The following is a 23,873-nucleotide window of genomic DNA, read 5'->3' as shown; positions in this document are numbered from 1 at the left end:
GGTACGATCTTTGGCATATAAGCACCTACAAAACCTGATGGCTGGCTTTACGTTGGCTGCCAATTGGGGGCTACAGGATAGGCCATACACTTTGCCAAGTGGGGGCTTTGCTCGTGACCGCCACAAGCTGTCTGGGAATGTGCAGCGCGTAGGTAATGACATCCGCAAGGTATCCGAGCGACAGGGGAATCCCCTTCAATGAACAAGCGCAACAGCTTTACATGTGCAAATGTCTGCCTGAGATGCCTCAATTGATCCTATAGAGAGATGCCATGAATCAATACAGCCTGTTCGATGAGCGCAAAGCAGCGCAGGCGGCTGCGTACCTGTTGTTTCGGGCCGGTGGTCAGTTGCCCATCCTCAAGTTGATGAAGCTTTTGTATCTGGCCGAACGCGAGTCGTTCAAACGCTACGGCGACTCCATCACTGGAGACCGTTTGGTCTCGATGCCGCATGGCCCGGTGCTGTCTAGGACGTATGACCTCAGCGGAGGATGTGAGTCTTCCAAGGCGGGCGGTTGGGATACATGGATTGGCGACCGCGCTGGCTACGATGTGGCGCTCAAGGATGCCAGCATGATCCGTTCGCCAGAAGAAGATTTGCTGGCTTTGAGTGATAGCGACCTTGATTGCCTAGCAGAGACATGGAAGCAATTTGGTCATTGGGATAAATACAAGCTTCGTGACTACACCCATACCGATGCGTGCCCAGAGTGGATTGATCCCTTGGACGGTAGTCACGACATACCCTATGCGCGTCTACTCAAGGCTGTGGGCCATAGCCCAGAGCAAGTTGAGGCACTGTCCCGCCGATTGCACGAGCAACGCTACATCAACCAAGCTTTTGCCTGAACGTGCAAGATTGGCGTTGCAGCAAAGGGGAGTCACTGCTGATTCCATCAGGGCCAAGCGAAAAGAGGCATTTGTTTGCTATCTTGCTTGATCCCTGTCGGGTTGAAGGGCGTGGTTCAAAACCACATGTTCTGCTGGCTTCGGTTCTGAGTATCAAGCCGGGGATGTTTGTTGACGACAGTTGCTTACTCAAGCCCGGAGATCATCCTTTCATACGGCACGACAGCTTCATCGACTACCGCTTCACTCGCTTGGAGCAGGCAGAACATGTGGAGGCCAGAGTTGCCGAGGGTGTGTTTGATGTCAAAGAATCCTGTTCTCCAGACCTGATCCGGCGCATCATCGAAGGTGCTCTCAAATCTCCCCGCATCCCGCGAGAGTACAAGATGATTCTGAAAAATCAGTTGTAACCTCAGCCCTCACTCGTCACCGCCCACACCACCAGCCCGGCCACCGCGCCGGGTTTGTGCTTTCTGGGGGCACAGCACCATACTTAAAAACAGAATACGGGGGAAAAAAACAAACGCGCGCGACTTGTATTTGTTGGGGGTACCGGGGGTACTGGGGGTACCACAATACATTTACAGAGAGAAGCTATCCAAAAAAGAGCGGTACCCCGGCAATTTTTAACGGGGGTACCGGGGGTACCGACACCACCAGCCTGTGCCATTGTTCGCTGGCGTTGGTGCCCTTCCCACTGGTGCCGTGCCCCTGTGCCACAATCGCCACCAGCGCCCCAAGCATCGGCCTAATTACCCGATGCCACACCGGATTCCCCCTGTCCGGTTTGGGGCGCTTTCTTGTTTCAGGGGGCAATGCAAAGGGGGGTGCATGAGCATTGTCGCTAAATTGCTTCAAGAGAAACGGGCCGAATTCATTAGTTTGCACGAGCTATTGGAAACAATCGTCCAGCATGACGGCTGCACATTGAGGTTGGCAGCACAGTTTGTTGACCAAAAATTTACAGATGATCCAAAATCAGGATCATTTTCATGGTTGGTTCGCTTGGGTGAAAACACCATTGATATGGGCAATGACGATGAAATAGAGTTTCTAGATTTGCTGGAGTATGTCGCTTTGCATGGCAATTATCACAGCGCATCTTCTGATGCTTCAATTGATAAAAACTACTTCAACTTTGTATTTGAACGTGCAGAAATTTTCAATTTTCTCAATCGGCACGGACTTAATCTGGGATACGTGGCAGTAGAAACATCAGAATCCACCACTCCCACGGCTGCGACACAAGCACCGACTGTGCCAGCATTAAATGACTCGACAGAACCTGAAAGCTACTGGCCTTGGGGCAACCATCACACTGAAGCCTTAGGGCACTTGGAAGCTGCTGCACGGGAATTTTGGTCAGCCTACGACCATACCAAGCCAAGAACCGCACCCAAGAACGAGGTTGTATCCAACTGGCTGCAAGCGCGTGGGGTGTCAAAAACGAACAGCGACGTTATGGCATCTATCCTGCGCTTGGATGGCCTGCCAACCGGCCCGCGCAAATAGTTGTCCCGCCCCATTAAACCCAGCATCCATGCGGGTTTGCGGGGTTGTCCGGGGTAACTCTGCCCCAGTTACCCGGATGAACCCGCCCTATTCGCCAGTCCCCAAACCCGGCCAAATTGCTGTCATTGCAACTACAGACAAGGACGGCCAAGCATGGCTATCTTGCGAATTGACGGGGTTTTGGGTAAGACGGGGCAGCGATCCAAGTCCGCCATCTACTGCGCGGCACGAGAGGGTCTATTCACCAAGCCCGTGAAAATCGGCGCACAAATCACAGGCTGGCCCGATTATGAAGTGGAAACCATCGTGGCGGCCCAAGTGGCAGGCCAAACGAAGGAACAAATCCGCGAGTTGGTCAACCAGCTTCACGCCCAACGCATGGAGCGTTTCAAGGCTTTGCTGAATTCGGCCACGGCCATGAATACCAGTCCTGCCAATACCAACGTGGTGCAAATGGCGGGGGCACGTTAATGGTGGCCGCCATCTTCTATTTGGTGCTGCGCCTGCGCAAATGGAGGGCTTCAAAGTGAAAACGCCCGACACCACCAAAGCAGTATCGAGCGCCCCTACAACAGGCCACTATTCTGCCACCACCACCCAGGTCAATACGGAAGTGCCCGACCAGCCCGCCAGTTTCAGCAACATGACCTTGGCCGAGCTGCTCAAGCGCCTCGGTGCCATCCAAGCCGCTGCCTACCGCAACATGGCTACGATGACCGGCGCGGCCTACACACAGGCAGCCCAAACACACGCCTATGCTGTGCTGGCTGTCCAGACAATCCAAAGCGTGATTGACGGGGGGCTGTAATGATGACCAGCATTATGTTGGCCCTGCCCCGCACTTGCTTGGCTGGCGCTGGCCATGCTACAGTTGCACCCGATGCCAAACAGCATCACGGGTTTGGCGACCCGGTATTAGATAAGGCGCAGCAGCCGCGCCCCTCTCGGACAGCGGCTTTTTTCATGCCCGTGGGCTGCACACGGCACGCACGGCTATCCATTTTGGTGGGCCGTGTGGGGACACCCGCGAGGGTGTGCCGGTTCCTTATCCCGGTTCGCCAACCCCGCACGGTCTGCCACCCTCATTTGGCGATGAGGACGGCAGGTTTCAAACCTGTTGATAAGGAGCCACTCGTGGCTAACACCATCCCCAAGGGCCATATTGCGCCCGCCTCTTTGCCCAGCACGGGCAAGCACTCCCACCCTGTTGACTTGGTAGCCCTGCATGGTGAAGCTGTCAACGCCTGCGCTATGGCCCGTTGGTATGCCGCCCGGCACAACCATGCAGCCGCTGCCCGCAAGTCGGCTCAAGCCCTGTCTGCACTGCGCAAGCTGGCTGCTTTTGAACGTGTGGAGGCAAGCCATGCTTGACCACACCACCACCATTGAGCTTGCAGCCAATACCGTAGCCATCGTGTCGCCATCGCTGGTATTCCCTGACCACCGTATCGCCATGAACGTCTTTGACCGTGGAGCATGGAGCAACTTCGGTATCGAACTGACCCCAGACACCGCCCGTCAATTGGCCGCTGCACTGGTGGCCCAAGCGGATGCCATGCAAGCGCGCAACACGGCGGGGGGGGCAGCATGAGCTATCCAAAATTCAACCCCGACATCTGCTTCGTGGCTGGACTCACCTTGTACGGCAGGAACGGCAAGGTTGCGGCTTCAGCCAAGGTGGGAGGCCCATCGTTCGTGTCGGCTACCCAGCCAGGTGAAATCAACTTGGGCGTGGCGATAGATGGCGAGGCCTTCCATGTGAAGCTCTGCACCAAGTCGGCCCGCGAGTTTGGGGCAGCACTGATGACGGCAGCAGTGCTGCGCGATGCGGCAGACCGCGCGAAGGGGGCCAAGTAATGACTGCCACCACCGCCTATCTGCACTGGCTAGATGCCGAACTGGACGCCACCGCCAACGACCTACGCCAACAGGCTGGCCCCGGCTTGGCCGATGCCGCTGAACGCCTGACCGACCTGATGGTAGCCAAAACCATGCTACGCGAGTTCATCGCCAGCCAGACCCCCAACACCCCCGCAAACCTCACCGAGTAGAGGGAAACATGACCCAATTTCAGAAGCCCGAGCAGTCGGGTCAAGCCGCTGCATTGCCTAAAACCTACGCCCAGCACCCTTTGAGCGCCGCTTTCCCGGCCATGACCGCCGAGGAATTTCAGGAGCTGAAGGACTCAATCGAGAATTTCGGCCCCATGAGTCCGGTTGTGATTGCCAATGGCATGGTGTTGCACGGTTGGGACATCTACCGCGCCTGCACCGAGTTGGCCGTGCCCTACCAAGTGCAAGAACTGCCCGCCCACGTTACCCCGCAGGATTACCTTGACGCGCAAAGCATTGGACGCAAGGCAAGCAGCGTAGAGCAGGTATCTGGCCCCAACGCCATCATGCTGGCGCTGGAATCCATCCGCATTGACGGCAATACCCAATCGCGGGTTGAGCTGGATCAGGCCGTGGTGGCCGAGTACGCCGAAGCTATGGCCGAAGGTGCGCAGTTTCCGCCGCTGATCGTGTTCTTTGACGGCGCGCATCGCTGGCTAGGGGATGGCTTTCACCGCTACTTTGGTGCCCGTAAGGCCGGATTGGTACAGATGGTTGCCGAAGTACGCAGCGGCACCCAGCAGGACGCACAACTGTTTAGCTTTGGCGTGAACGCAAGCCACGGCCTACGCCGCACCAATGCGGACAAGCGCAAGGCGGTTACTGGGGCGCTGCAACACCCGGTTTCATGCCAGTGGAGTGACCGGCAAATTGCCAAACACTGCGGGGTATCCGGCAAGACGGTCGCTTCTGTTCGCCAAGCTAACTGCGGAAATTCCGCAGTGACGCATCAAGAGCGCACCTACACCACCAAACACGGCACCACCGCCGTGATGAACACCAGCAATATCGGCAAGAAGCCAGAGGGACCACAGGCCGCACCGCTCGAGCAGCAGGCCCAGCCCCTGCGGCACACCGTGTCGGTGGTGCCCCCGCCCAAGAGCAGCCAGCCCGACGAGTTGGCCAACTTGGAGGAAGGCGACTACACCCCGCCCGAAGGCATGACCGAGGAAGACTTCGGCCCCAGCCCGGAGGAAATCGCCGAAGCACTGGCGCACGAGGCAGCAGAAAAAGCCAAGCGTGAGCTGCTGGAAAAGATGATCGAGTCGGACAACCAGATGGCTACGTTGTTCGAGGAAGCCAAGATGCTCAAGGCACAGGTGGCCCGGCTGGAACGCTACCGCGACGAGCTGATGAACAAGGCCCATGCCATCGAGCAGATTGCCAAGAAGCGCGACCGCGAGAACCTTCGTCTGCGCAAAGAGTTGGACGCACTGCGTGGCAAAGGTGGTGCCCAATGAACGCCCCTATCTCCAGCCGCCTGTTTCAGGACGCGGCCCCCGACTACAGCAACACCAGCTTTCCGCCGCCACGCCCCTTCCAACAAAGCGCCCATGAGGCACTGCGTCAGGGCTTTCGGGAAGGCCACCGCTGCCAACTCATCATGGCCCCCACCGGGGCTGGGAAGAGCTACCTAGGGCACCGCATTGCCCATGAAGCCTTGCTCAAGGGCCGCCGCGTGGTGTTCCTGTGTGACCGCAACACCCTCATTAACCAGACCAGCGCTGGGGCTGATGCCTATGGGCTGACCCAACACGGCATCATTCAGGCGGGCCACCTACGCCGTGACAGCGAGTTGCCCTACCAAATTGCCAGCGTCCAGACTTTAGCCAAGCGCGGTTTCTGGCCCAAGCTAGATGTGTTGATTGTGGACGAGGCCCACACGATGCACAGCAGTTGGGTAGAGTTTGCCAAGACCACCAAGGCTGCGGTGATTGGCCTATCGGCTACGCCCTTCACCAAGGGGCTGGGGCAGGTGTTCGGCCAGCTCATCAATGCCACCACCACCCACGACCTGACCGAATCCGGGGTGCTGGTACCGCTGCGGGTGTTGTCCTGCACCAAACCCGATATGGCTGGCGCTGCCGTGAGCAAGTCGGGGGAGTGGAGCGATAAGGCCGCCGAAGAACGGGGTATGGCCATCATCGGTGACGTGGTTTCCGAGTGGCTTGGGCATGGCGAGAACCGCAAAACCATCGTGTTCGGGGCCAGCATTGTGCACTGCAAGGAACTGTGCCGCCAGTTTGTCGATGCCGGTGTCATGGCTGCCGTTTTCACCTCAGAGACCACCGCCGCCGAGCGTGAAGTGCTGGTACGCGAGTTCTCTAAGCCAGACGCCACCTTGCGCGTGCTCATATCCGTTGAGGCTTTGGCAAAAGGTTTTGACGTGCCAGACGTGGGCTGTGTGGTTGATTGCCGACCACTGCGCAAGAGCTTGTCCACCTTCATGCAGATGATTGACAGGGGCTTGCGCTCCAGCCCTGCCACCGGCAAGACCGATTGCATCTTGCTTGACCACTCTGGAAACATCTTGCGCTTCGCCGAAGACTTCGAGCAGGTCTATTTCAATGGCGTTGAGTCCTTGGACATGGGCCAGAAGCTGGATAAGACAGTGCGCAAGGAGGAGCAGCAGGACGAATATGAGGCCAAAGGCTGCCCCCATTGTGGCCACAAGCCGTTCCGTAAGCATTGCATGGCCTGTGGCTATGAGAAACCAGCCCCGGCAGTAGAGGTTGCTGGGTCAGGCCAGATGGTGGAAATCACGATCGGCAAGGGAAAAAACAAGAAGGTGCTGGCTGATAACCCCGCGCACCTCTGGGGCCAAGTCTGCACCTACGCCCGCACCCACAGTGCCCCAGACAAGCAGGAGTGGCGTGCCCGCTTTTTGTACCGCGACATCATGGGGGGCCAGCTACCGCCCAAGGCATGGCACATCAGCACCACCCCCGAAGTTCCGCTGTCTGCCGCAGTCGCCAGCAAGATCAAAAGCCTGACGATTCGCAACGTCAACCGGAGGGCAGCATGAGCTTCGTGCAGTTTGCTCGTGCCCACGGGGTGGAGATTGACCCGGCCAAGCTGTACCCCAGCCAGAAAATCCGCCGCTGCGGCACGACTGAGAAGCCCCGCTCCGGCAACGGTGCCTACTTCTGGGACGGAGAGCGCGGCTGGGTGTTTGATTGGAGTGGTGAAGCCAAGGTCAATTGGTACAACGACCCGAACGCCCAGCCGTGGACGCAGGCGGAGAAAGACGCATGGAAGGCCAAGCGCCAAGCCCAGCGCGCCCAGCAGGAGCAGGGCTACCAACGCGCTGCCCAGCAGGCCGCCGAGATGCTACGCAGTGCAACACCCGGCGAACACAGCTACCTGCACAGCAAGGGCTTTCCACTGGCCCAAGGGCTGGTGGCCCAGGACGGTGCCTTGCTGGTACCCATGCGCCACCACCAAACCAACGCGCTGCAAGGCGTGCAGGTCATCCGCTGGTTAGAGGACGAGCGCCGCCACGAGAAAAAGATGCAGCCCTATGGCATGAAGGCTGCTGGCGCTGTGTTGCGCATGGGGCCACCCAAGGCCGTTGAGACGGTACTGGTGGAGGGCTATGCCACCGGCTTGACCGTACTGGAGGCACTGCGTGGTATCGGCATCCATGCTGTGGTGCTGGTCACGTTCAGCGCCCACAACCTCACCCAAGTGGCCCAAGCCGTGGGGGGGAAGGCGTACATCTTTGCCGACCACGACCAGAGCGGCACCGGCCAGAAGGCGGCAGAAGCTACCGGACTGCCGTGGTGCATGAGTCCGGTGGAGGGGGAAGACGCCAACGACTTGCACCAGCGTGCGGGCCTGTTGGCCGTGCGGCAGTTGCTCATGCGGGTGCGCCTGCAACGGAAGGGGTAATCATGGCCGTGAAACGCGATGAAGTAGTGCCCGAGGACTTGGTGGCTCACCTGCAAAAGACCATCCCCGGCTTCAGGAAGGAGGCCATGCACCACCAATTGGCCCTAGCCAGCATGGTATGGACTGGCTCCAGCAAGCGCCGCCAACATGAGAGCTTGGAGGGGGCCATGAGCTTTTACTGCCGGGAACTGGAGGATGCCTTTGGCCGTGGCGGGTTCAAAGAGATCAACAAGCGACTGGAGTTTTTCATCAGCACCGGTCAATGGTTCCGCGATAGCGGCGAGACAAAAGGCTATTGGTTCACTGACCGGGTGAAGGAGAGCCGGGACACCTACCTTGCAAGGCGCTGGCGCAAGGTGACGCGGCTACTCAAGGCTGATGGCACGGTGATGAAAACCATCCCGGCAGCGGTGGCAGGCAAGGATATGTTGGGTGTCAACACCACGGCATGGACAAACGCTAAAGAGTTGAACGTGGTCAGAGTTGACCTTGCATCATTGGAGCGTTTGCGGCGCTGGCTTGCACAGGTTTTAGCGGACTACGACGATGGCCGCGTGCCCCACGACCTAGCCACGGAGTTCCCAGCCAGAGAGGATGTCGAGCGTTTGGCCCACGCCACCGGCCAGATTATTCGGCTGGCCAAGACCGATGTTGCTGGCAATGGGTATATCGCCCATCGTTATGTCCAAGCGACAACAGGCCGCCTATATGCCAAAGGCGTCAACTTGCAAAACGCCCCCAGCCTCATCAAGCAGGCCGCCCTTGCTGGCTTGTGGGAGTACGACTTCAGCAATTGCCACTTCGCCATCATCGCCCAAATGGCCCAGCAGCACGGCTACCAATGCAAAGCCATTGCCCGCTATTTGGCCGACAAGAAGGCTACCCGGCGGGTGATTGCGGCACAGGCTGGTATCAGCGACAACCAAGCCAAAGTGTGCCTGCTGGCCGTGATGTACGGAGCACGGCTATCGGAATGGCATGAGAACGCTATCCCTGAAGCTATCGGCCAAGAGGCAGCAGCCCGGCTTTTTAAGGTGGCGCAGTTCAAAGCCATTGCAGATGATGTTGCGGCAGCAAGGCGGGCTATCTTGAAGGGATGGCCGCGCACAGCCGCTGGACGCCTGACTAATGCTTTCGGCAAGGCTATCGACGGCAAGGCCCGTGCTGTGGAGCAGATGGCCCATTTGGTGCAGGGTGTTGAGGCCAAGGCCCTACAAACCGCCATCGACCTCTATCCCAACAAGATTGTTCTACTCCAACACGATGGCTTTGCATCCACATCCAAGCTGAATGTGGGCGTCATTACCGAGGCGGTTTTTCAGGCCACGGGCTACCGGCTGGAGTTGGAAGAAGACCGGATTCGGGTTGACCCAGACGCCCACTTTTTGAAGAACAGAATTCTTTTTGAAATGGCCCGCCAGCCCAATAACCATGCGGGTTTGCGTGATTCGCTTGCACATTAATAGTGCCTCTTGCTTTCCTCCCTTCCTGCTGCCTGGTATGGGCATTTTCGCGCCCAAGTTCTGGCACAGCTTTCAACCCCCCCGGCCCGCTGACAGGCCACTTACCCCACCACTGAAAGGAAACACCATGGCTACCACCTACACCGACTTGGCCACCGAGGCCGAAACCTACGCCAAGGAATGGGAAAAGGACTTCCCACCGCCACCCGCAGACGGCCAAAGCGCCGAAGTTGATCGCCTCAAGGCGGCCCAAGATGAAAAGTACAGCCGGGGTTGGGCTGACCTTGAAGACGAAACCGGCAACAGCACCTCGTCATCCGCCCAGACCAGCCAGATCGAAACCAAGGCCATAGACCCACTGCCACCTGAACCAGCCGGCACCACCCCGGTATCGGTACCAAGCAGCACCGCAGCCAAGGCACTAGAGCCGCTGGCTCAGACTGGCGAACTGTCTTTCGTGGACGCCCAAGCCAAGGCCAAGGCAGACGGCAAGGCCGCGTTTACATGGAATGGCCGCAGCTTCGAGACTGGTGGTACCGAGCGTGGAGAAACCGCCACTCAGCCCAAGAGTTTCGGTCATGCGTTTGCACAAGCACGCCGATCCGGTCTGTCCGCTTTTGAGTGGCATGGCAAGCAGTACACCACCCAAACCAAGGAGGAAGCAGCATCAGGGCGCAAGGCACCTGCACCGGCCAACACCAGCACGCCGACTGCAGCCCCCAAGGCCACGGCCCCCGCTCCAGTAGCTGCACTGCCTACACCGACGCCAGCATCCCGCCCAGCTATGGCGGCCCCAGTCGCCGCACCGGCCCTTACCGCCAGCCAACCCGCCGCAGCGCCCGTAGCCCCCAAGGCACAAGCCCAAGTCGCACCTGCGCCCATGCCCAGTGGGTTGACCTACCGACAGGAGTTGCAGAAGTCCTACGACGACTGGCAGGCGGCCAAGAGTGCTAACACCAACTGGTACGGCGGCAAGGCACAAGGCAGTCCGGGCCGCAAAGAGGCAGAGACCCAAGCCGAACAGCGTTACCAAGAACTGCTGCGCAACCCACGTTGATCACCCACCCCCGGCCTGCTGGCGCTGCAAGAGCTACCAGCATTGGGGTTCGACACCGGGGGCTGTACGTCAGAACATCGTGCCCATGACCAGCACAGCCACCCCCATCAGATTCGACCGTGCCGCCAGCAAGCGCGCCCAGCTACTGGATGCGTTGGCCTTTCTCTACCACCAGCGTCAGCGCCCAATTTCACCACTGGAGCTACAGGCCGAAACTGGTTTCACCGCAGAGACCACGAATGAAATCCTGAAGGCATTCCGCGAGCGTGGAGAGGTCTTCACTGTTGGTCGTGGCATGTACGCGCCCGTAGTGCAACACGCCCCGCCCCGCGCCGTCAGTCTGACCATGCTGCATGACGGCAGCGCCAAGCTGGAGGTGGGCGACGAACTGCTGTCCCTTGGGCCACTGGAGTACCGGACTCTAGTCCGAGTGGTCGGGGGCATCGCCAGCGAAACCGCCATGCTGGCCGCCGAGAGCAACAACTCAGCAAAGGTGTCCGCACTGGCGGCAAGCGTTCACCGCAACGATGAGTTAATCAAGCGCATGGCCGACTTGCTGGCATCGGTGGCTCCCAAGGGCAGGCCGCCCACGCAAGCCCCTGATGCGCCCTGTTAATCCGCACATGGATGGTTACGGGCGAGCAAGGTTACAGCGATGGTTACGGCTCAGAAGCACTTTGCAGGCTGGTTGACAGCAAAACCCGTGGTTACCAAAGTGCAGGTTACCAAGCCAGTTCCCAACCAAAGGCGCATTTGTGGATGGTGAACAAAGGCGGGGGAAACAAGGCCGTAAACAAGAAAAGCAATGTTTCCAAGGTAGTGGTTTCCAAGCAGGTTTCCAAGGAAACACGCATTTTGGAGCCGGTGCGCAAAGTGTGGTGCTCAGCGAAACCGCTATTTCTGGGAGTGGGTGCCAACTACAAGGGCTACCCGAAGTGGGTACGCAAAACAACGGTACGCAGCTTGGTACGCACGCAATCTGCTATTTCTGGGTGCGTACTTTCCGGGTTAGCGTGGTGCCGGTTAGTGCGAAACGACGCAACAAAATGCGACAGCCCAGCCGCAACCGCAGTTCAGTAGCACATGGCTTGGTTTGCGGCTACAGTTAGAAATTGGCCGCAAGCGTTGGAACTGCCCTGACTGGACGCTACTTCAGGAGAGGCACTAGCTGCAGTTGCGAATGCGGGCCGTTGTCCAGAGACGGCAGACGTGGGTTCGCTCCCGTCCCAATTGATGCCCATGAAGCTGCGGCAGCCCGGCCTCGTGCCGGGTTTTGCTTTTGGTGCTGGCTGCATATCCAACCACTCGCCCCATAGTCGGTAGGTGACGCAGGCAACATGGTCTTCTCAACTGTTGCAGCGAAGCCTGCCCAAGGTGTTTCTATACAGCGCACTCAGGAAATTGCTGACCGCATCCTTGATGATCTGAGGATAGGTGCGGAAGCCAGGGCGCAGGTGTTCAGGAATCCTACCGATGCTGGTCTTTTCACGCCACCGGGGATTGTGCCAACCGGCGGGACGCGCAACGGGCAAATCTACCTTTTTGCCAAGAACTTTGCCAATGATCTTGAGGTCTTCAGAACTGTGTGGCATGAGTTGTTTCACTTCGGATTAAGCACTTGCACCGCTCAGGTTAACGCCGTGGTTAACGCGATTTGGGGCATTAACCAAGGTGCGTTAACTCTGGCCGCCAAGCGGTGGTCTTGCCTAAACGCAACAGCCCAAGGCGGTAAGATTGGAGCGCGTCGGTCATGTACCGGGGAGGCCCGCCACCGTGCGGGCTTTTCTTTTGGGATTGGCTTGGTTTACAAACTGGTTTACACGTTTTGGGGCTGTAAACCGTGGCCTGTAAACGTGCTGTGTGCCCAAGGGGGTAGCCGGAAATTAGCCGGTATGCTGGCTGCAACCAGCCCAACAACATTGGGTAGGCGCTGGCGCTGGCAGTGCCCAAGGTGGCTCAGTTTTGAGCCATCACCCTTAGGCTACGGCCCACCCTTACAAAACTTTTGTAGAGCCACCAGCCGCATAGATCGGCTGAAACTTTAGCCCATGTGGTGCTGGTGATATTCAAATCCAAACAGGGGGAATAAAATGAAACGGGGGAACAAATGGGGGAACAAATGGGGGAACAAATCGCACTTTTAGGTAGTTTCCCATTGGGAAATTCAAATCCACCTATCAAAAAAACCCGCTTTGCATTGCAAAGCGGGTTTTTTATTTTTTCAGCCGATGGACAAAGCAATCGGCTAAAAAGCCCGGCCATTGCCCGCAATACCCAGCCATTCACAACATTGACTTGCGTTAAGGTTGCATGGGTACATCAGACTGCCCTCCAACCTTGCGGCAGTTTGCCACCATTGAATGACGGGAGACGCGCAATGCACCAAAAATTCCACGCCTGCTGGCTGCTGCTGGCCTTCATGGCTGGAGGCATCGCCCATGCGCAGCCCTTGGCCCCGGTCACAGAGCCTATACCAGCCGAAACTTTGGCCGCCTCTGTTGCTGCCGAGGGGCCATCGGCACTTTCCACGTTGCGGGCCTATGCAGAAATGGGCCACATCTTGGCGCAATACCAATTGGCCCAACGTTATTACGTGGGTGATGGTGTGGTGCGTGATGTGTCGTTGGCCGCGTTATGGTTTCAACGGGCGGCAGATGCTGGGGAGCCACGCTCGCAATTGGCACTGGCGCAGTTGCACGCCAAAGGCGAGGGTGTAGCTCGCAGTGAACGCTGGGCTGCTTATTGGACTCGCCAAGCGGCAGAAAGTGGCTTTCGTGATGCCCAGTTGCGATTGGGCCAGATGTATGAACGTGGTCAGGGGGTGAGCAAAGACGAGGCGGAAGCCTATTTTTGGTACTGCTTGGCCAGTGATGGTGGTTGGAGTGGTGATATGGCCTTGCGCGAGCGTGAACGGCTGGGGCCACAACTCACCCATGTGCAGCGGACATCGGCACGTTACGCCGCTTTTCATTGGCGGCCTCGGCAAGGAATGACCTCACCGTGATGTGGTTGGCATCACGGTATAACGATTGGCCATTTTCTGGTGCCAAAATGCAGCCATGAGCCAAAAAACCACCCCCCAGCCTTCTGCCGATCATCCCGCCGCTGCTGGCGTGGATGCCCCTTCCCGCAAACCTGTTGCCAAAGTGGCTGCCAGCACCCGTTCTCGTCGGGCCAGCAGTGGCGACACTGCGCCCGTTCTGAATGCTGTTGCCGTAGCGCACCATGTGCCACAAGAGGCTACGTTGGCGGCGCAGGATAAACAAATGGCCGTTCTTTCTGGCCTGCTGCACAACGATGAGCTGCCCAGCAAACAGCGTGCAGCCGCCTTGCGTGCCACGCTGGAGGGAGCCTCGGCAGACGATTTGGCCGTACTGCGCCAGATGTTGCTGGGCACCAGCGCCACGGGTATTGTCAAGGGGCACCCCGATGAGCAATTAGCCTCTGACTGGCGTGAGGGTGGTTACCCTTACAAAAACCTGATGCGCCGTTCTACCTACGAGGCGCAAAAATACCAATTGCAGGTAGAGCTGCTGAAATTGCAGGCTTGGGTGAAAGAAACCGGCCAGCGGGTGGTCATTTTGTTTGAAGGCCGTGATGCTGCGGGCAAGGGCGGTGCCATCAAGCGGTTTATGGAGCACCTGAACCCGCGTGGTGCCCATGTGGTGGCCCTAGAAAAGCCCAGCGAGGTTGAGCGCGGCCAGTGGTATTTTCAGCGATACATTCAGCACCTGCCTACTGCCGGAGAGATCGTGCTGTTTGACCGCAGCTGGTACAACCGTGCTGGCGTCGAGCATGTCATGGGCTTTTGCTCAGAGGCAGAGTACCAAGAATTTATGCGCCAAGTGCCCGAGTTTGAGCGCACCTTGGTGCGCAGTGGCATCCATCTGGTCAAATTTTGGTTTTCTGTCAGCCAAGCTGAGCAGCGCCGCCGCTTCAAGGAGCGCGAAGTGCATCCACTCAAACAATGGAAGCTCAGCCCTATCGACTTGGCCAGTCTGGACAAATGGGATGATTACACCCGCGCCAAAGAGGCGATGTTCTTTGGCACAGATACCGCCGATTCGCCTTGGACAGTGGTCAAGAGCGATTGCAAAAAGCGCGCTCGCCTCAACGCGATGCGCTACGTATTGCACAAGTTGCCTTACGCCAACAAAGACCTAGACACCATTGGCAAGCTCGACCCACTGATTGTGGGCCGCGCCCACGTTGTCTATGAGCGTGGTGAGCAGCCTGGCTCGTTGTTGTGACCCGTGAACGTCTGGGTGCTACGGTGGTGCGGCCATGCCCTTGCGGACGACAGTCCGCAGGAAAGCGGCCACTGGCTTATGCCGACTGCTGTGGCCGTTACATTGAGTACGCAGATACCGTACCCGCTCCAGACGCCGAAGCGTTGATGCGTTCGCGCTACAGTGCTTTTGTGCTGGGGCGCGTGGATTACTTGCTCGCCACTTGGCACAGCAGCCAACGCCCAAGCACCCTGGAGTTGGAACCACAGGCCCGTTGGTTGGGGTTGGAGGTGCGTGGGCACCACGGTGTGGATGCCAATCATGCCGAGGTGGAGTTTGTGGCCCGCTATCGCGTGGCTGGGCGGGCCGTGCGTTTGCATGAGCGCAGCCGTTTTGTGCGTGAAGCGGGGCGTTGGTATTACGTGGATGGCGATCAGTACTGAATCCTGTCTTTGAATCTTGAATTGGGTGCCATGACATTTGAGGCCGTTTTGTTTGATTGCGATGGGGTGCTGGTAGACAGCGAACCTATCACCAACAGCGTGCTATGCCAGATGCTCAATGAAGCTGGCTGGGTGCTGAGTCCGCAGGAGTGCATGCGCATCTTTCTGGGCAAGACAGTGCGCAGCGAGGCTGCGCGCATCCAGGCCCACACGGGTCGCCCGCTCACCGATGAATGGATGGCGGCTTTTTATGAGCGCCGTAACGTCAAGCTCAAGGCACAGCTCAAGCCGATGGCTGGGGCTGTGGCTGCTGTGCAGGCGGTACACGCCTTGCTGCAAGGGCGCATTGCCTGTGCCTCGGGGGCCGACCGCTTCAAGGTAGAGATGCAATTGGCCCAGGTGGGGTTGACGCAGTATTTTGAGGGGCGTATCTTCAGCGGCCACGAAATGACTGCCACCAAACCGGCTCCTGACGTCTATCTGGCCGCCGCTGCTGCGCTACAGGTGCCAGCCTCACGCTGTCTGGTGGTTGAAGACACCGTGACTGGGGTCACGGCAGGCGTGGCGGCAGGTGCCACCGTGATTGGTTACAGCCCCCCCTCTACACAGGGTCATAGCAGTGCCGTGGCCTTGCGGGCTGCTGGTGCTGTAGATGTGCTGACCAAACTGGCTGATTTGCCTGCCCTGTTGGGTGATTGAGCCTTGAGCGAGTCTGCCCTTGGAAGCTGAGTTACACCATATCATCTACGCCCTGTCTGATGCGCTGGACTTGGTGGGTGTCGATGACGTTGCCCACGGTAAGCGGGTGGGTGTTATGGCTTCGGCCTGTGCTGAAGTGCTGGGCTGGGAGCCTGCAGTATGCGACTTTATGTTCGAGTTGGGCATGTTGCACGATATTGGCGTCTCCTCTACCCGTACACACCAGCATTTGGTGGCCGAGTTTGACTGGGTAGGCTCCCAAGAACATGCTATTTTGGGGCATGATCTGTTGGTAGATTTTGTGCCACTGGCCAAGATGGCCTTGCCCATCCGCTACCACCACACGCTGTGGGCCAAGTTGCAGACCTTGGCGCTGGCACCAGAGATTGCACTGCAAGCCAACCTGGTGTACCTGACGGATCGGGTAGATACTCTGGCGGCTCCTTACTATGCCAGCCATGCGGTGTTGTTCCATGCCGATGGCATTCGTGCTGAAATTGCCCGGCGGGTAGACAGCCATTTTGCGCCGGAGTTGGTGCGGGCCTTTATGGAGATTTCGCACACAGAGGCTTTTTGGTTGCGGCTTGAACCCAGAGCAGTAGACCAATGCTTGCAACAGCAATTGGCCCATGCCCAGCCCATTCCAGCGCATGGCCCCGAGATTCGCCAGGTGGCAGATTTGTTTGCCCGTATTGTGGATGCCAAAAGTCCCTTTACTGCGCGCCATTCCCACGGTGTGGCCCGGCTATCGCGCTTGTTGGCGCAGTGCATGGGGGTGAGTGCAGAGCAATGTGACAAGATCGAAGTGGCTGGTCTGTTGCATGATTTGGGAAAACTGCGGGTGCCTGACGAAATCCTAGAAAAGCCAGGCGCTTTAGATGCCTACGAACGCCAAGTTATTCACACCCACAGCTTTGAGACCTTCCAGATTTTGCGCAGCATTCTGGGCTTTGAAGAGGTGGCGTTGTGGGCGGCTTATCACCACGAAGAGCCTGGGGGCAGTGGCTACCCGTTCCACGTCGATGCCCAGGTGCTGCCCTTAGAAGCCCGTATTTTGCGTGTGGCCGATATTTTCCAAGCGATGGTGCAAGACCGCCCTTATCGGGCTGGACTGACGGGGCCAGAAGCGATGGTCTTTATGCGTACCCTGCAAACCGAAGGTCGTATAGAGGGGCAGATTTTGGATGTGCTCGAAAGCCATTTGGACGAGGCGATGAGCGCAGCCCACGCCTGATTCCCTTTATGCCCCTTGGCGCGCATTGCGCCGAAACTCGGCGGGGGATTGCCCCGTCCAGCCCCGAAAAGCCCGGATAAAACTCTTATCGTTGGTAAAGCCGGTATCGTGCGCTACTTGCTTGATGGGGCGCTCGGTGCGGTGCAACAGGCTGATGGCCCGCTCGCGGCGCACCTCGTCTTTCAACGCCTGCAAGGAGGCACCCTCTTCCTTGAGTTGGCGGTGCAAGGTGCGCGGTGACAGGTGCAAGCGCAACGCCAGTGCCTCGGCGCTGTGGCTGGCACCGGGGTCTGCCGCTAGCACTTGGCGCACCCGTTGCACCAACAGCCGGTCGCGGCGGTATTGCAGCACCGTCAGTGGTAGGGCGCGTTGCAGCATTTGGCGCAAGGCGGCTTCGTCGCGGGCTAAAGGCAAGTTCAGGTAACGGGCATCAAAGCGCAGTAAAGCCGGGTTGCTGCCCCATTGCACTGGCCCCGGAAACAGCAGCGGGTAAACATCTTGGTGTGGTGGAGCGGCAAACGGAAACTGCGCTCCCTGCAACGGAATGCGCGAATCAATCAACCAACAGGCCACGCCGTGGGCATTGCGCAGCACCGAAACTAAACAGAACTCGCGCAGCAGGCCCAAGTGCTGCCGTTCGGTTAAGGACAATGTTGCCATGCCATCACGGGTCTCTAGCTGGAGCGCGATGGCCTCGGTCAGTAAGTTATGGTGGCGACACCAACGCCGCAAGGCTACCCCCAAGGTGGGCGAACTGATGGAGGCACGCACCAACATGCCATAGCTGCCCCAAGGCAGGCGGCGCTCAAACCAGCCCAAGGCTTCATCATCGAGCGTGCGCATAGCCAAATCTGAGAGGCGTTCAAACTGCCAAGCGGTAATGCGGGACTGAGGGTTTTCCAGTTGGGCTGGCGCAATTTGTGCCTGTTGCAACAAGGGCGTTGGGTCGATTTGGGCGCGTTCCAGGGCATGCACAATGGCCTGGACAAAGGCTATGGGCGTAGCAGCCGGCCCGCTGGATAAAGACAGTGGCGAGGCCACAGCAGAAGCAGTACAGATCAGGGTATTCACGGATACCAGTGTGGCCCAGTATGGCGCAATTTGCAACCCTGCTGGCACCCGCTACACCGCCAGAAGACGTATTCTTGACCGCTACATCGTTCCCTTTTTGCCCCCGGAAAGACCTCCATGCCCGTTTTGCAGAGTCAACTCAACGCCCGCTCGGCCGACTTCCAGACCAATGCCAACGCCATGCGTGCGCTGGTGGCCGACCTGAACGCGCAAATCACCAAAATTTTTGCCGGTGGCGGCGAAGCGGCCCGCGCCAAACACACCGCCCGTGGCAAGCTGCTGCCGCGTGAGCGCGTGCAAATGCTGCTCGACCCCGGCACACCCTTCTTAGAGCTGGCTCCGTTGGCCGCGCTGAACATGTACAACAACGATGCCCCTGGCGCTGGCGTGATTGCCGGTATTGGGCGCGTCAGCGGCATTGATTGCATGATTGTCTGCAACGATGCCACCGTGAAGGGCGGCACCTACTACCCCATCACCGTGAAAAAGCACCTGCGGGCGCAAGAAGTGGCCGCACAAAACCGCCTGCCCTGTATTTATCTGGTCGATTCGGGTGGTGCTAATTTGCCCAACCAAGACGAGGTGTTCCCCGACCGCGACCACTTTGGCCGCATCTTCTACAACCAAGCCACCATGAGTGCCGATGGCATCGCGCAGATTGCCGTGGTCATGGGCAGTTGTACCGCCGGTGGTGCTTATGTGCCCGCCATGAGCGATGAATCCATCATCGTGAAAAACCAAGGCACCATCTTTTTGGGTGGCCCACCGTTGGTGAAAGCAGCCACGGGCGAAGTGGTCAGTGCCGAAGACTTGGGCGGTGGCGATGTGCATACCCGCCTATCGGGGGTGGCCGACCATCTGGCACAAAACGATATGCACGCACTGGCCTTGGCCCGCAATGCGGTACGCAACCTCAACCGTAGCAAAACCCCCAACCCAGCCGATACCGCCCCGGTGCCGCCTTTGTTTCAGGCTGAAGAGTTGTATGGCGTGATTCCTGCCGATACGCGCAAGCCGTTTGATGTGCGCGAAATCATCGCCCGCATTGTCGATGGCAGCGAGTTTGACGAGTTCAAAGCCCGCTACGGCACTACCTTGGTCACGGGCTTTGCCCGCATTGAAGGTATGCAAGTGGGCATCATTGCCAACAATGGCATCTTGTTTTCTGAGTCGGCCCTCAAGGGGGCGCACTTTATCGAGCTGTGCTGTCAGCGCAAAATTCCGCTAGTGTTCTTGCAAAACATCACCGGCTTTATGGTGGGGCGCAAGTACGAAAACGAGGGCATCGCGCGCAATGGTGCCAAGATGGTGACGGCGGTAGCCACGGCCAGCGTGCCCAAGTTCACCATCATCATCGGTGGCAGCTTTGGTGCGGGCAACTACGGCATGTGTGGCCGCGCTTACAGCCCACGCTTTTTGTGGATGTGGCCCAATGCGCGTATTTCCGTCATGGGGGGCGAACAGGCCGCAGGCGTGCTGGCGACCGTTAAGCGCGATGGCATCGAAGCCAAGGGCGGCACGTGGAGCATGGAAGAAGAAGAAGCCTTCAAAGCCCCGATTCGCCGCCAATACGAAGACCAAGGCCACCCCTACTATGCCAGCGCCCGCCTGTGGGACGATGGCGTGATTGACCCCGCCGACACCCGCCGCGTGCTGGCGCTGGGCCTATCGGCCACGCGCAACGCGCCGATAGAAGACACCAAGTTTGGCATCTTCCGTATGTGATAGAGGGGATTGAATATGAGCGCCCTCTCTATCACCTACGACGGCCCCCGTGCCACCATCACCCTGACCCAGCCCGAAGTGCGCAACGCCTTCAGCGATGAGGTGATTGCCGACATCACCGCCGCCTTTGCCGAGGTGGGTAGCCGCGACGAGGTACGCGTGGTGGTGTTGGCCGCGCAAGGCCCGGCCTTTTGTGCCGGGGCCAACCTCAATTGGATGCGCCGTATGGCCGACTACACACGCGGCGAGAACCTGCAAGACGCAGGCAAGCTGGCCGAGATGCTGCGTGTGATTTACGAATGCCCCAAACCGACCATTGCGCGCGTGCAGGGCGATGTCTATGCCGGTGGCATGGGCTTGGTAGCCGCCTGCGATATGGCGGTGAGCGTAGACAGTGCCGGTTTTTGCCTGAGCGAAGTCAAGCTCGGCCTGATTCCAGCCACTATCAGCCCCTATGTGATTCGCTCTATGGGGCCACGCGCGGCGCACCGCTACTTCCTGACCGCCGAGCGTTTTGATGCGGCCGAGGCGCTGCGTATCGGTTTTGTCCATGCTGTGGTAGCCGCAGAAGCACTGGATGCCAAAGTGGATGAATTGGCCAAGGCCATCACCGTAGCCAGCCCCAATGCCGTGCGGGCCTGCAAAAAACTGCTGCAAGACGTGGCCGAGCGTGACATCAACACTGAACTGATTGCCGCCACCGTAGAAAGCATTGCCGACATCCGCGCCAGCAGCGAAGGCAAAGAGGGCGTGCAATCCTTCTTGCAAAAACGCAAACCCCGCTGGTTGGCCTGACCCCTTCAAAGAACATTGGAAAGAACTACCATGTTTAAAAAATCCTGATTGCCAACCGCGGTGAAATCGCCTGCCGCGTGGCTGCCACTGCCCACCGTTTGGGCGTGAAAACCGTGGCCGTGTATTCCGATGCCGATGCCCATGCCAAGCATGTCGCCGCTTGCGACGAAGCCGTGCATATTGGTGGCAGCGCCCCCAAAGAAAGCTACCTGCGCTGGGAACGCATCATCGAAGCGGCCAAAGCCACGGGCGCACAGGCCATCCACCCCGGTTACGGCTTCTTGAGCGAGAACGAAGAATTTGCCCAAGCCTGCGCTAATGCCGGTTTGGTCTTCATTGGCCCGCCCGCCTCGGCCATCCAAGCGATGGGCCTGAAGGCCGAATCCAAGCAACTGATGGAAAAAGCGGGCGTGCCTTTGGTGCCCGGCTACCACGGTGCTAACCAAGACCCAGTCCTGCTGCAAGCCGAAGCCGACCGCATTGGCTACCCGGCGCTGATCAAAGCCAGTGCCGGTGGTGGTGGCAAAGGGATGCGCGTGGTGGAGAAAAGCGAAGACTTTGCCGCAGCCCTGGCCTCGTGCCAGCGCGAAGCCATCAACAGCTTTGGCGATGATGCCGTGCTGATTGAAAAATACGTGCAGCGCCCCCGCCACATTGAAATCCAAGTGTTTGGCGACACGCAGGGCAACTACGTCTATCTGTTTGAGCGCGATTGCTCGGTGCAGCGCCGCCACCAAAAGGTGCTGGAAGAAGCCCCGGCCCCCGGCATGAGCGCCGAAATGCGTGCCCAAATGGGGCTGGCTGCGGTGTCGGCAGCCCGTGCAGTGAACTATGTCGGTGCTGGCACGGTCGAGTTCATCGTCGAGCAACGCCCCGATGGCAGCATGGCCTTCTTCTTCATGGAGATGAACACCCGCTTGCAGGTAGAGCACCCCGTGACCGAAGCTATCACCGGCCAAGATTTGGTGGAATGGCAATTGCGCGTGGCCGCCGGCGAGCCGCTGCCACTGCGCCAAGAGCAATTGCAAATCACCGGCCATGCCATTGAGGCGCGTATTTGCGCCGAAAACCCCGAAAACCAATTCTTGCCCGCCACCGGCACGCTGGCCGTGTACCGCAAGCCAGCTTGCACCAGCTTTAGCCGGGGCGAGGTGCGCTTTGACGATGGCGTGCGCGAAGGCGACACCATCAGCCCGTTCTATGACCCGATGATTGCCAAACTCATCGTGCATGGCGACACACGCGAGCAAGCCTTGGCCCGTCTGGATGAAGCCTTGGCCCAAACCCATATCGTTGGGCTGGCGAACAACGTGCAGTTTTTGCGCTTAGTGGCCCGCAGCCCGTCCTTTGCCCAAGCGCAACTCGATACGGCTTTGATCCCGCGCGAAGCCGCGGTGCTGTTTGGTCAAGAAACCGTCGGCCTGCCGCTCGCCGCTGCCGCTGCCGTGGCCCAAACCCTGCTGGCCGAGCAAACCTTGGAAGGCGTAGACCCGTTTAGCCGCCGCGATGGTTGGCGCTCGCATGGCCGCACCCAGCGCAGCTTTGCTTTTGAGTTTGGCGGCGCACCAGCCAGCGCCCAACTCACCTATTTGGGGGGGGGGGCGCTGCAATTGGCGGTGCAACCCGGCCAAGGCAGCAGCGCCAGTGCCGCCAGCGGTGCTTTGAGCTTCCAAGCTCTGGGCAACGGCCAGATTGAATTGCAATTTGCCGAAGAACGTGCCTTGGTCAACGTGTATGCCCAAGGCGAAACCCTGCAAGTGTTTGCCGCACGCGGGGCCACACAGATTGTCGAAATCGACCTGCTGGCGCACGCGGGCGAAACCCAGGCTGAAGGTGGCCGCCTCACGGCCCCGATGCCGGGCAAGGTGGTCTCGTTTGCTGTGCAAGCAGGTGACAAGGTGAGCAAGGGCCAACCTCTGGCCGTGATGGAAGCCATGAAAATGGAACACACCATTGCCGCCCCCGCCGATGGCGTGGTGCTAGAACTGCTCTATGCACCCGGCGACCAAGTGAGCGAAGGCGCAGAACTGTTGCAACTGCAAGTTGCCGAGGCCGCCGCATGAGCCTGAACCAACTCCCCAGCCGCGTGCGGCTGATCGATGTCGGGCCACGCGATGGCCTGCAAAACGAAAAAACCCCCGTGCCCGCCGACGTCAAAATCGGCTTGGTGCAACGTCTGCAAGACGCGGGCCTGCAAGAGATTGAAGTCACCAGCTTTGTCAGCCCCAAATGGGTGCCGCAAATGGCCGACAACGCGCAGGTCATGGCGGGCATCCAGCGCCAACCGGGGGTGCGTTATTCCGTCCTCACGCCCAATATGCAGGGTTACGAGGCGGCGCTGGCCTCGCAGTCGAACGAAATCGTCGTGTTTGGCGCGGCCAGCGAAGCCTTTAGCCAGAAAAACATCAATTGCAGCATTGCTGAAAGCATCGAACGCTTTGCGCCGGTCGTGCAAGCCGCTTTGGCGGCGGGCATTGGTGTGCGCGCTGCCATGAGTTGCACCGTGGGTTGCCCCTACGAGGGCGAGATTGCCCCCGAGCGCGTGGGCTATCTGGCGGGCTTGCTCAAGCAAATCGGCGTGCAACGGGTCGATGTGGCCGACACCATTGGTGCTGGGACACCGCGCAAGGTGCAAGCGGCCATCGAGGCCACCCTGCGCCACTACAGCATCGACAACATCTCGGGCCATTTCCACGACACCTACGGCCAAGCCCTGTCCAATACGCTGGCGGCGCTCGAAATGGGGGTGTGGAACTTCCAATCCTCGGTGGCTGGTTTGGGTGGCTGCCCTTACGCCAAGGGGGCTACGGGCAACGTGGCGACCGAAGATGTGGTTTATATGCTGCACGGCATGGGCATCGACACAGGTATTGACTTGGACAAGCTGATTGACGCTGGCAGCTATATCAGCGAATTTTTGGGGCGCAAGTCGCATTCGCGCGTGGCGGTGGCGCTGCTGAATCGCCGAGCGGGATAGAGCGCAAAAAGCTACCAAATAGTGGGATGATGGC

Annotated in this window: 26 protein-coding genes; 24 read left to right on the top strand and 2 right to left on the bottom strand. The window is 58.9% G+C overall.

Translation table 11 applies throughout. From position 1 onward, the window contains the following. Positions 1-272 precede the first annotated feature (272 nt). From ACYVB2_RS09680 to ACYVB2_RS09610, 15 genes are all read left to right on the top strand, one after another. On the top strand, positions 273-851 hold the full coding sequence (locus tag ACYVB2_RS09680) for a Panacea domain-containing protein (protein ID WP_382432527.1): 579 nt from the start codon (positions 273-275) through the stop codon (positions 849-851). 2 nt (positions 852-853) lie between these two features. After that, a complete protein-coding gene (locus ACYVB2_RS09675) occupies positions 854-1,261 on the top strand; it encodes a hypothetical protein (protein ID WP_382432529.1) in 408 nt (135 codons plus the stop codon). Between the two features lie 421 nt (positions 1,262-1,682). Then, a complete protein-coding gene (locus tag ACYVB2_RS09670; RefSeq protein WP_382432531.1) occupies positions 1,683-2,363 on the top strand; it encodes a hypothetical protein in 681 nt (226 codons plus the stop codon). A gap of 153 nt (positions 2,364-2,516) precedes the next feature. Beyond that, on the top strand, positions 2,517-2,834 hold the full coding sequence (locus tag ACYVB2_RS09665) for a helix-turn-helix transcriptional regulator (protein WP_382432533.1): 318 nt from the start codon (positions 2,517-2,519) through the stop codon (positions 2,832-2,834). Positions 2,835-2,889: 55 nt separating this feature from the next. Beyond that, on the top strand, positions 2,890-3,171 hold the full coding sequence (locus ACYVB2_RS09660; protein WP_382432535.1) for a hypothetical protein: 282 nt from the start codon (positions 2,890-2,892) through the stop codon (positions 3,169-3,171). Positions 3,172-3,497: 326 nt separating this feature from the next. Further along, positions 3,498-3,734 carry a hypothetical protein gene (locus tag ACYVB2_RS09655; protein ID WP_382432537.1) on the top strand — a complete coding sequence of 79 codons (237 nt, stop codon included), beginning with the start codon at positions 3,498-3,500 and terminating at the stop codon, positions 3,732-3,734. Further along, complete coding sequence (locus ACYVB2_RS09650; protein ID WP_382432539.1) at positions 3,727-3,954, top strand: hypothetical protein; 228 nt, start codon at positions 3,727-3,729, stop codon at positions 3,952-3,954. The genes ACYVB2_RS09655 and ACYVB2_RS09650 overlap by 8 nt, the downstream gene beginning before the upstream one ends. Continuing rightward, positions 3,951-4,220 (top strand): hypothetical protein, encoded by a 270-nt coding sequence (locus tag ACYVB2_RS09645; RefSeq protein ID WP_382432541.1) that lies wholly within the window; start codon positions 3,951-3,953, stop codon positions 4,218-4,220. The genes ACYVB2_RS09650 and ACYVB2_RS09645 overlap by 4 nt, the downstream gene beginning before the upstream one ends. After that, positions 4,220-4,414, top strand: a complete 195-nt coding sequence (locus tag ACYVB2_RS09640) for a hypothetical protein (protein ID WP_382432543.1) — start codon at positions 4,220-4,222, stop codon at positions 4,412-4,414. The genes ACYVB2_RS09645 and ACYVB2_RS09640 overlap by 1 nt, the downstream gene beginning before the upstream one ends. An 8-nt stretch (positions 4,415-4,422) precedes the next feature. Further along, positions 4,423-5,715 (top strand): ParB N-terminal domain-containing protein, encoded by a 1,293-nt coding sequence (locus ACYVB2_RS09635; protein ID WP_382432545.1) that lies wholly within the window; start codon positions 4,423-4,425, stop codon positions 5,713-5,715. Next, positions 5,712-7,280 carry a DEAD/DEAH box helicase gene (locus tag ACYVB2_RS09630; RefSeq protein ID WP_382432547.1) on the top strand — a complete coding sequence of 523 codons (1,569 nt, stop codon included), beginning with the start codon at positions 5,712-5,714 and terminating at the stop codon, positions 7,278-7,280. Before ACYVB2_RS09635 ends, ACYVB2_RS09630 begins: the two co-directional genes overlap by 4 nt. Beyond that, on the top strand, positions 7,277-8,146 hold the full coding sequence (locus ACYVB2_RS09625) for a hypothetical protein (RefSeq protein ID WP_382432549.1): 870 nt from the start codon (positions 7,277-7,279) through the stop codon (positions 8,144-8,146). The genes ACYVB2_RS09630 and ACYVB2_RS09625 overlap by 4 nt, the downstream gene beginning before the upstream one ends. A gap of 2 nt (positions 8,147-8,148) precedes the next feature. Next, the gene (locus ACYVB2_RS09620) at positions 8,149-9,609 is read left to right on the top strand and encodes a hypothetical protein (RefSeq protein ID WP_382432551.1); all 1,461 of its coding nucleotides are present in this window, start codon (positions 8,149-8,151) and stop codon (positions 9,607-9,609) included. A 127-nt stretch (positions 9,610-9,736) separates the two neighbouring features. Beyond that, positions 9,737-10,666, top strand: a complete 930-nt coding sequence (locus tag ACYVB2_RS09615; protein WP_382432553.1) for a hypothetical protein — start codon at positions 9,737-9,739, stop codon at positions 10,664-10,666. 85 nt (positions 10,667-10,751) lie between these two features. Next, entirely contained in the window at positions 10,752-11,282 is a 531-nt protein-coding gene (locus ACYVB2_RS09610; RefSeq protein WP_382432555.1) for a hypothetical protein, read from the top strand. A 730-nt stretch (positions 11,283-12,012) separates the two neighbouring features. Here the strand turns inward: ACYVB2_RS09610 and ACYVB2_RS09605 are convergent. Next, positions 12,013-12,258 carry a hypothetical protein gene (locus ACYVB2_RS09605; protein ID WP_460536340.1) on the bottom strand — a complete coding sequence of 82 codons (246 nt, stop codon included), beginning with the start codon at positions 12,256-12,258 and terminating at the stop codon, positions 12,013-12,015. 785 nt (positions 12,259-13,043) lie between these two features. Here ACYVB2_RS09605 and ACYVB2_RS09600 point away from each other — a divergent pair. The 5 genes from ACYVB2_RS09600 to ACYVB2_RS09580 are packed head-to-tail and all read left to right on the top strand — an operon-like array spanning position 13,044 to position 17,271. Next, positions 13,044-13,670: a tetratricopeptide repeat protein gene (locus tag ACYVB2_RS09600; protein ID WP_382432559.1), complete on the top strand. Its 627-nt coding sequence runs from the start codon at positions 13,044-13,046 to the stop codon at positions 13,668-13,670. Between the two features lie 55 nt (positions 13,671-13,725). Then, positions 13,726-14,916, top strand: coding sequence for a polyphosphate kinase 2 (gene ppk2 / locus ACYVB2_RS09595; protein ID WP_382432561.1), 1,191 nt, complete (start codon positions 13,726-13,728; stop codon positions 14,914-14,916). An 11-nt stretch (positions 14,917-14,927) separates the two neighbouring features. Next, the gene (locus ACYVB2_RS09590; RefSeq protein WP_382432795.1) at positions 14,928-15,338 is read left to right on the top strand and encodes a YchJ family protein; all 411 of its coding nucleotides are present in this window, start codon (positions 14,928-14,930) and stop codon (positions 15,336-15,338) included. 30 nt (positions 15,339-15,368) lie between these two features. Further along, positions 15,369-16,037 carry an HAD family hydrolase gene (locus ACYVB2_RS09585; protein WP_382432796.1) on the top strand — a complete coding sequence of 223 codons (669 nt, stop codon included), beginning with the start codon at positions 15,369-15,371 and terminating at the stop codon, positions 16,035-16,037. Between the two features lie 19 nt (positions 16,038-16,056). Beyond that, the gene (locus ACYVB2_RS09580) at positions 16,057-17,271 is read left to right on the top strand and encodes an HD-GYP domain-containing protein (protein ID WP_382432563.1); all 1,215 of its coding nucleotides are present in this window, start codon (positions 16,057-16,059) and stop codon (positions 17,269-17,271) included. Between the two features lie 6 nt (positions 17,272-17,277). On the opposite strand, the gene ACYVB2_RS09575 is transcribed toward ACYVB2_RS09580, so the two are convergent. After that, a complete protein-coding gene (locus ACYVB2_RS09575) occupies positions 17,278-18,342 on the bottom strand; it encodes an AraC family transcriptional regulator (RefSeq protein WP_382432565.1) in 1,065 nt (354 codons plus the stop codon). 117 nt (positions 18,343-18,459) lie between these two features. On the opposite strand from ACYVB2_RS09575, the gene ACYVB2_RS09570 reads away from it, so the two are divergent. Genes ACYVB2_RS09570 through ACYVB2_RS09555 form a run of 4 tightly spaced genes read left to right on the top strand, consistent with a single transcriptional unit; the run spans position 18,460 to position 23,839 of the window. After that, the gene (locus ACYVB2_RS09570; RefSeq protein ID WP_382432567.1) at positions 18,460-20,067 is read left to right on the top strand and encodes a carboxyl transferase domain-containing protein; all 1,608 of its coding nucleotides are present in this window, start codon (positions 18,460-18,462) and stop codon (positions 20,065-20,067) included. A 15-nt stretch (positions 20,068-20,082) separates the two neighbouring features. After that, positions 20,083-20,862, top strand: a complete 780-nt coding sequence (locus ACYVB2_RS09565) for an enoyl-CoA hydratase/isomerase family protein (RefSeq protein WP_382432569.1) — start codon at positions 20,083-20,085, stop codon at positions 20,860-20,862. Positions 20,863-20,903: 41 nt separating this feature from the next. Further along, a complete protein-coding gene (locus ACYVB2_RS09560; protein WP_460536398.1) occupies positions 20,904-22,925 on the top strand; it encodes an acetyl/propionyl/methylcrotonyl-CoA carboxylase subunit alpha in 2,022 nt (673 codons plus the stop codon). Continuing rightward, positions 22,922-23,839 (top strand): hydroxymethylglutaryl-CoA lyase, encoded by a 918-nt coding sequence (locus tag ACYVB2_RS09555; RefSeq protein ID WP_382432573.1) that lies wholly within the window; start codon positions 22,922-22,924, stop codon positions 23,837-23,839. The genes ACYVB2_RS09560 and ACYVB2_RS09555 overlap by 4 nt, the downstream gene beginning before the upstream one ends. The last annotated feature ends 34 nt before the right edge of the window (positions 23,840-23,873 follow it).

The organism is Giesbergeria giesbergeri, assembly GCF_054779375.1.
The sequence above is the reverse complement of the archived record's forward strand: the minus strand, read 5'-3'. Positions and strand labels throughout refer to the sequence as shown.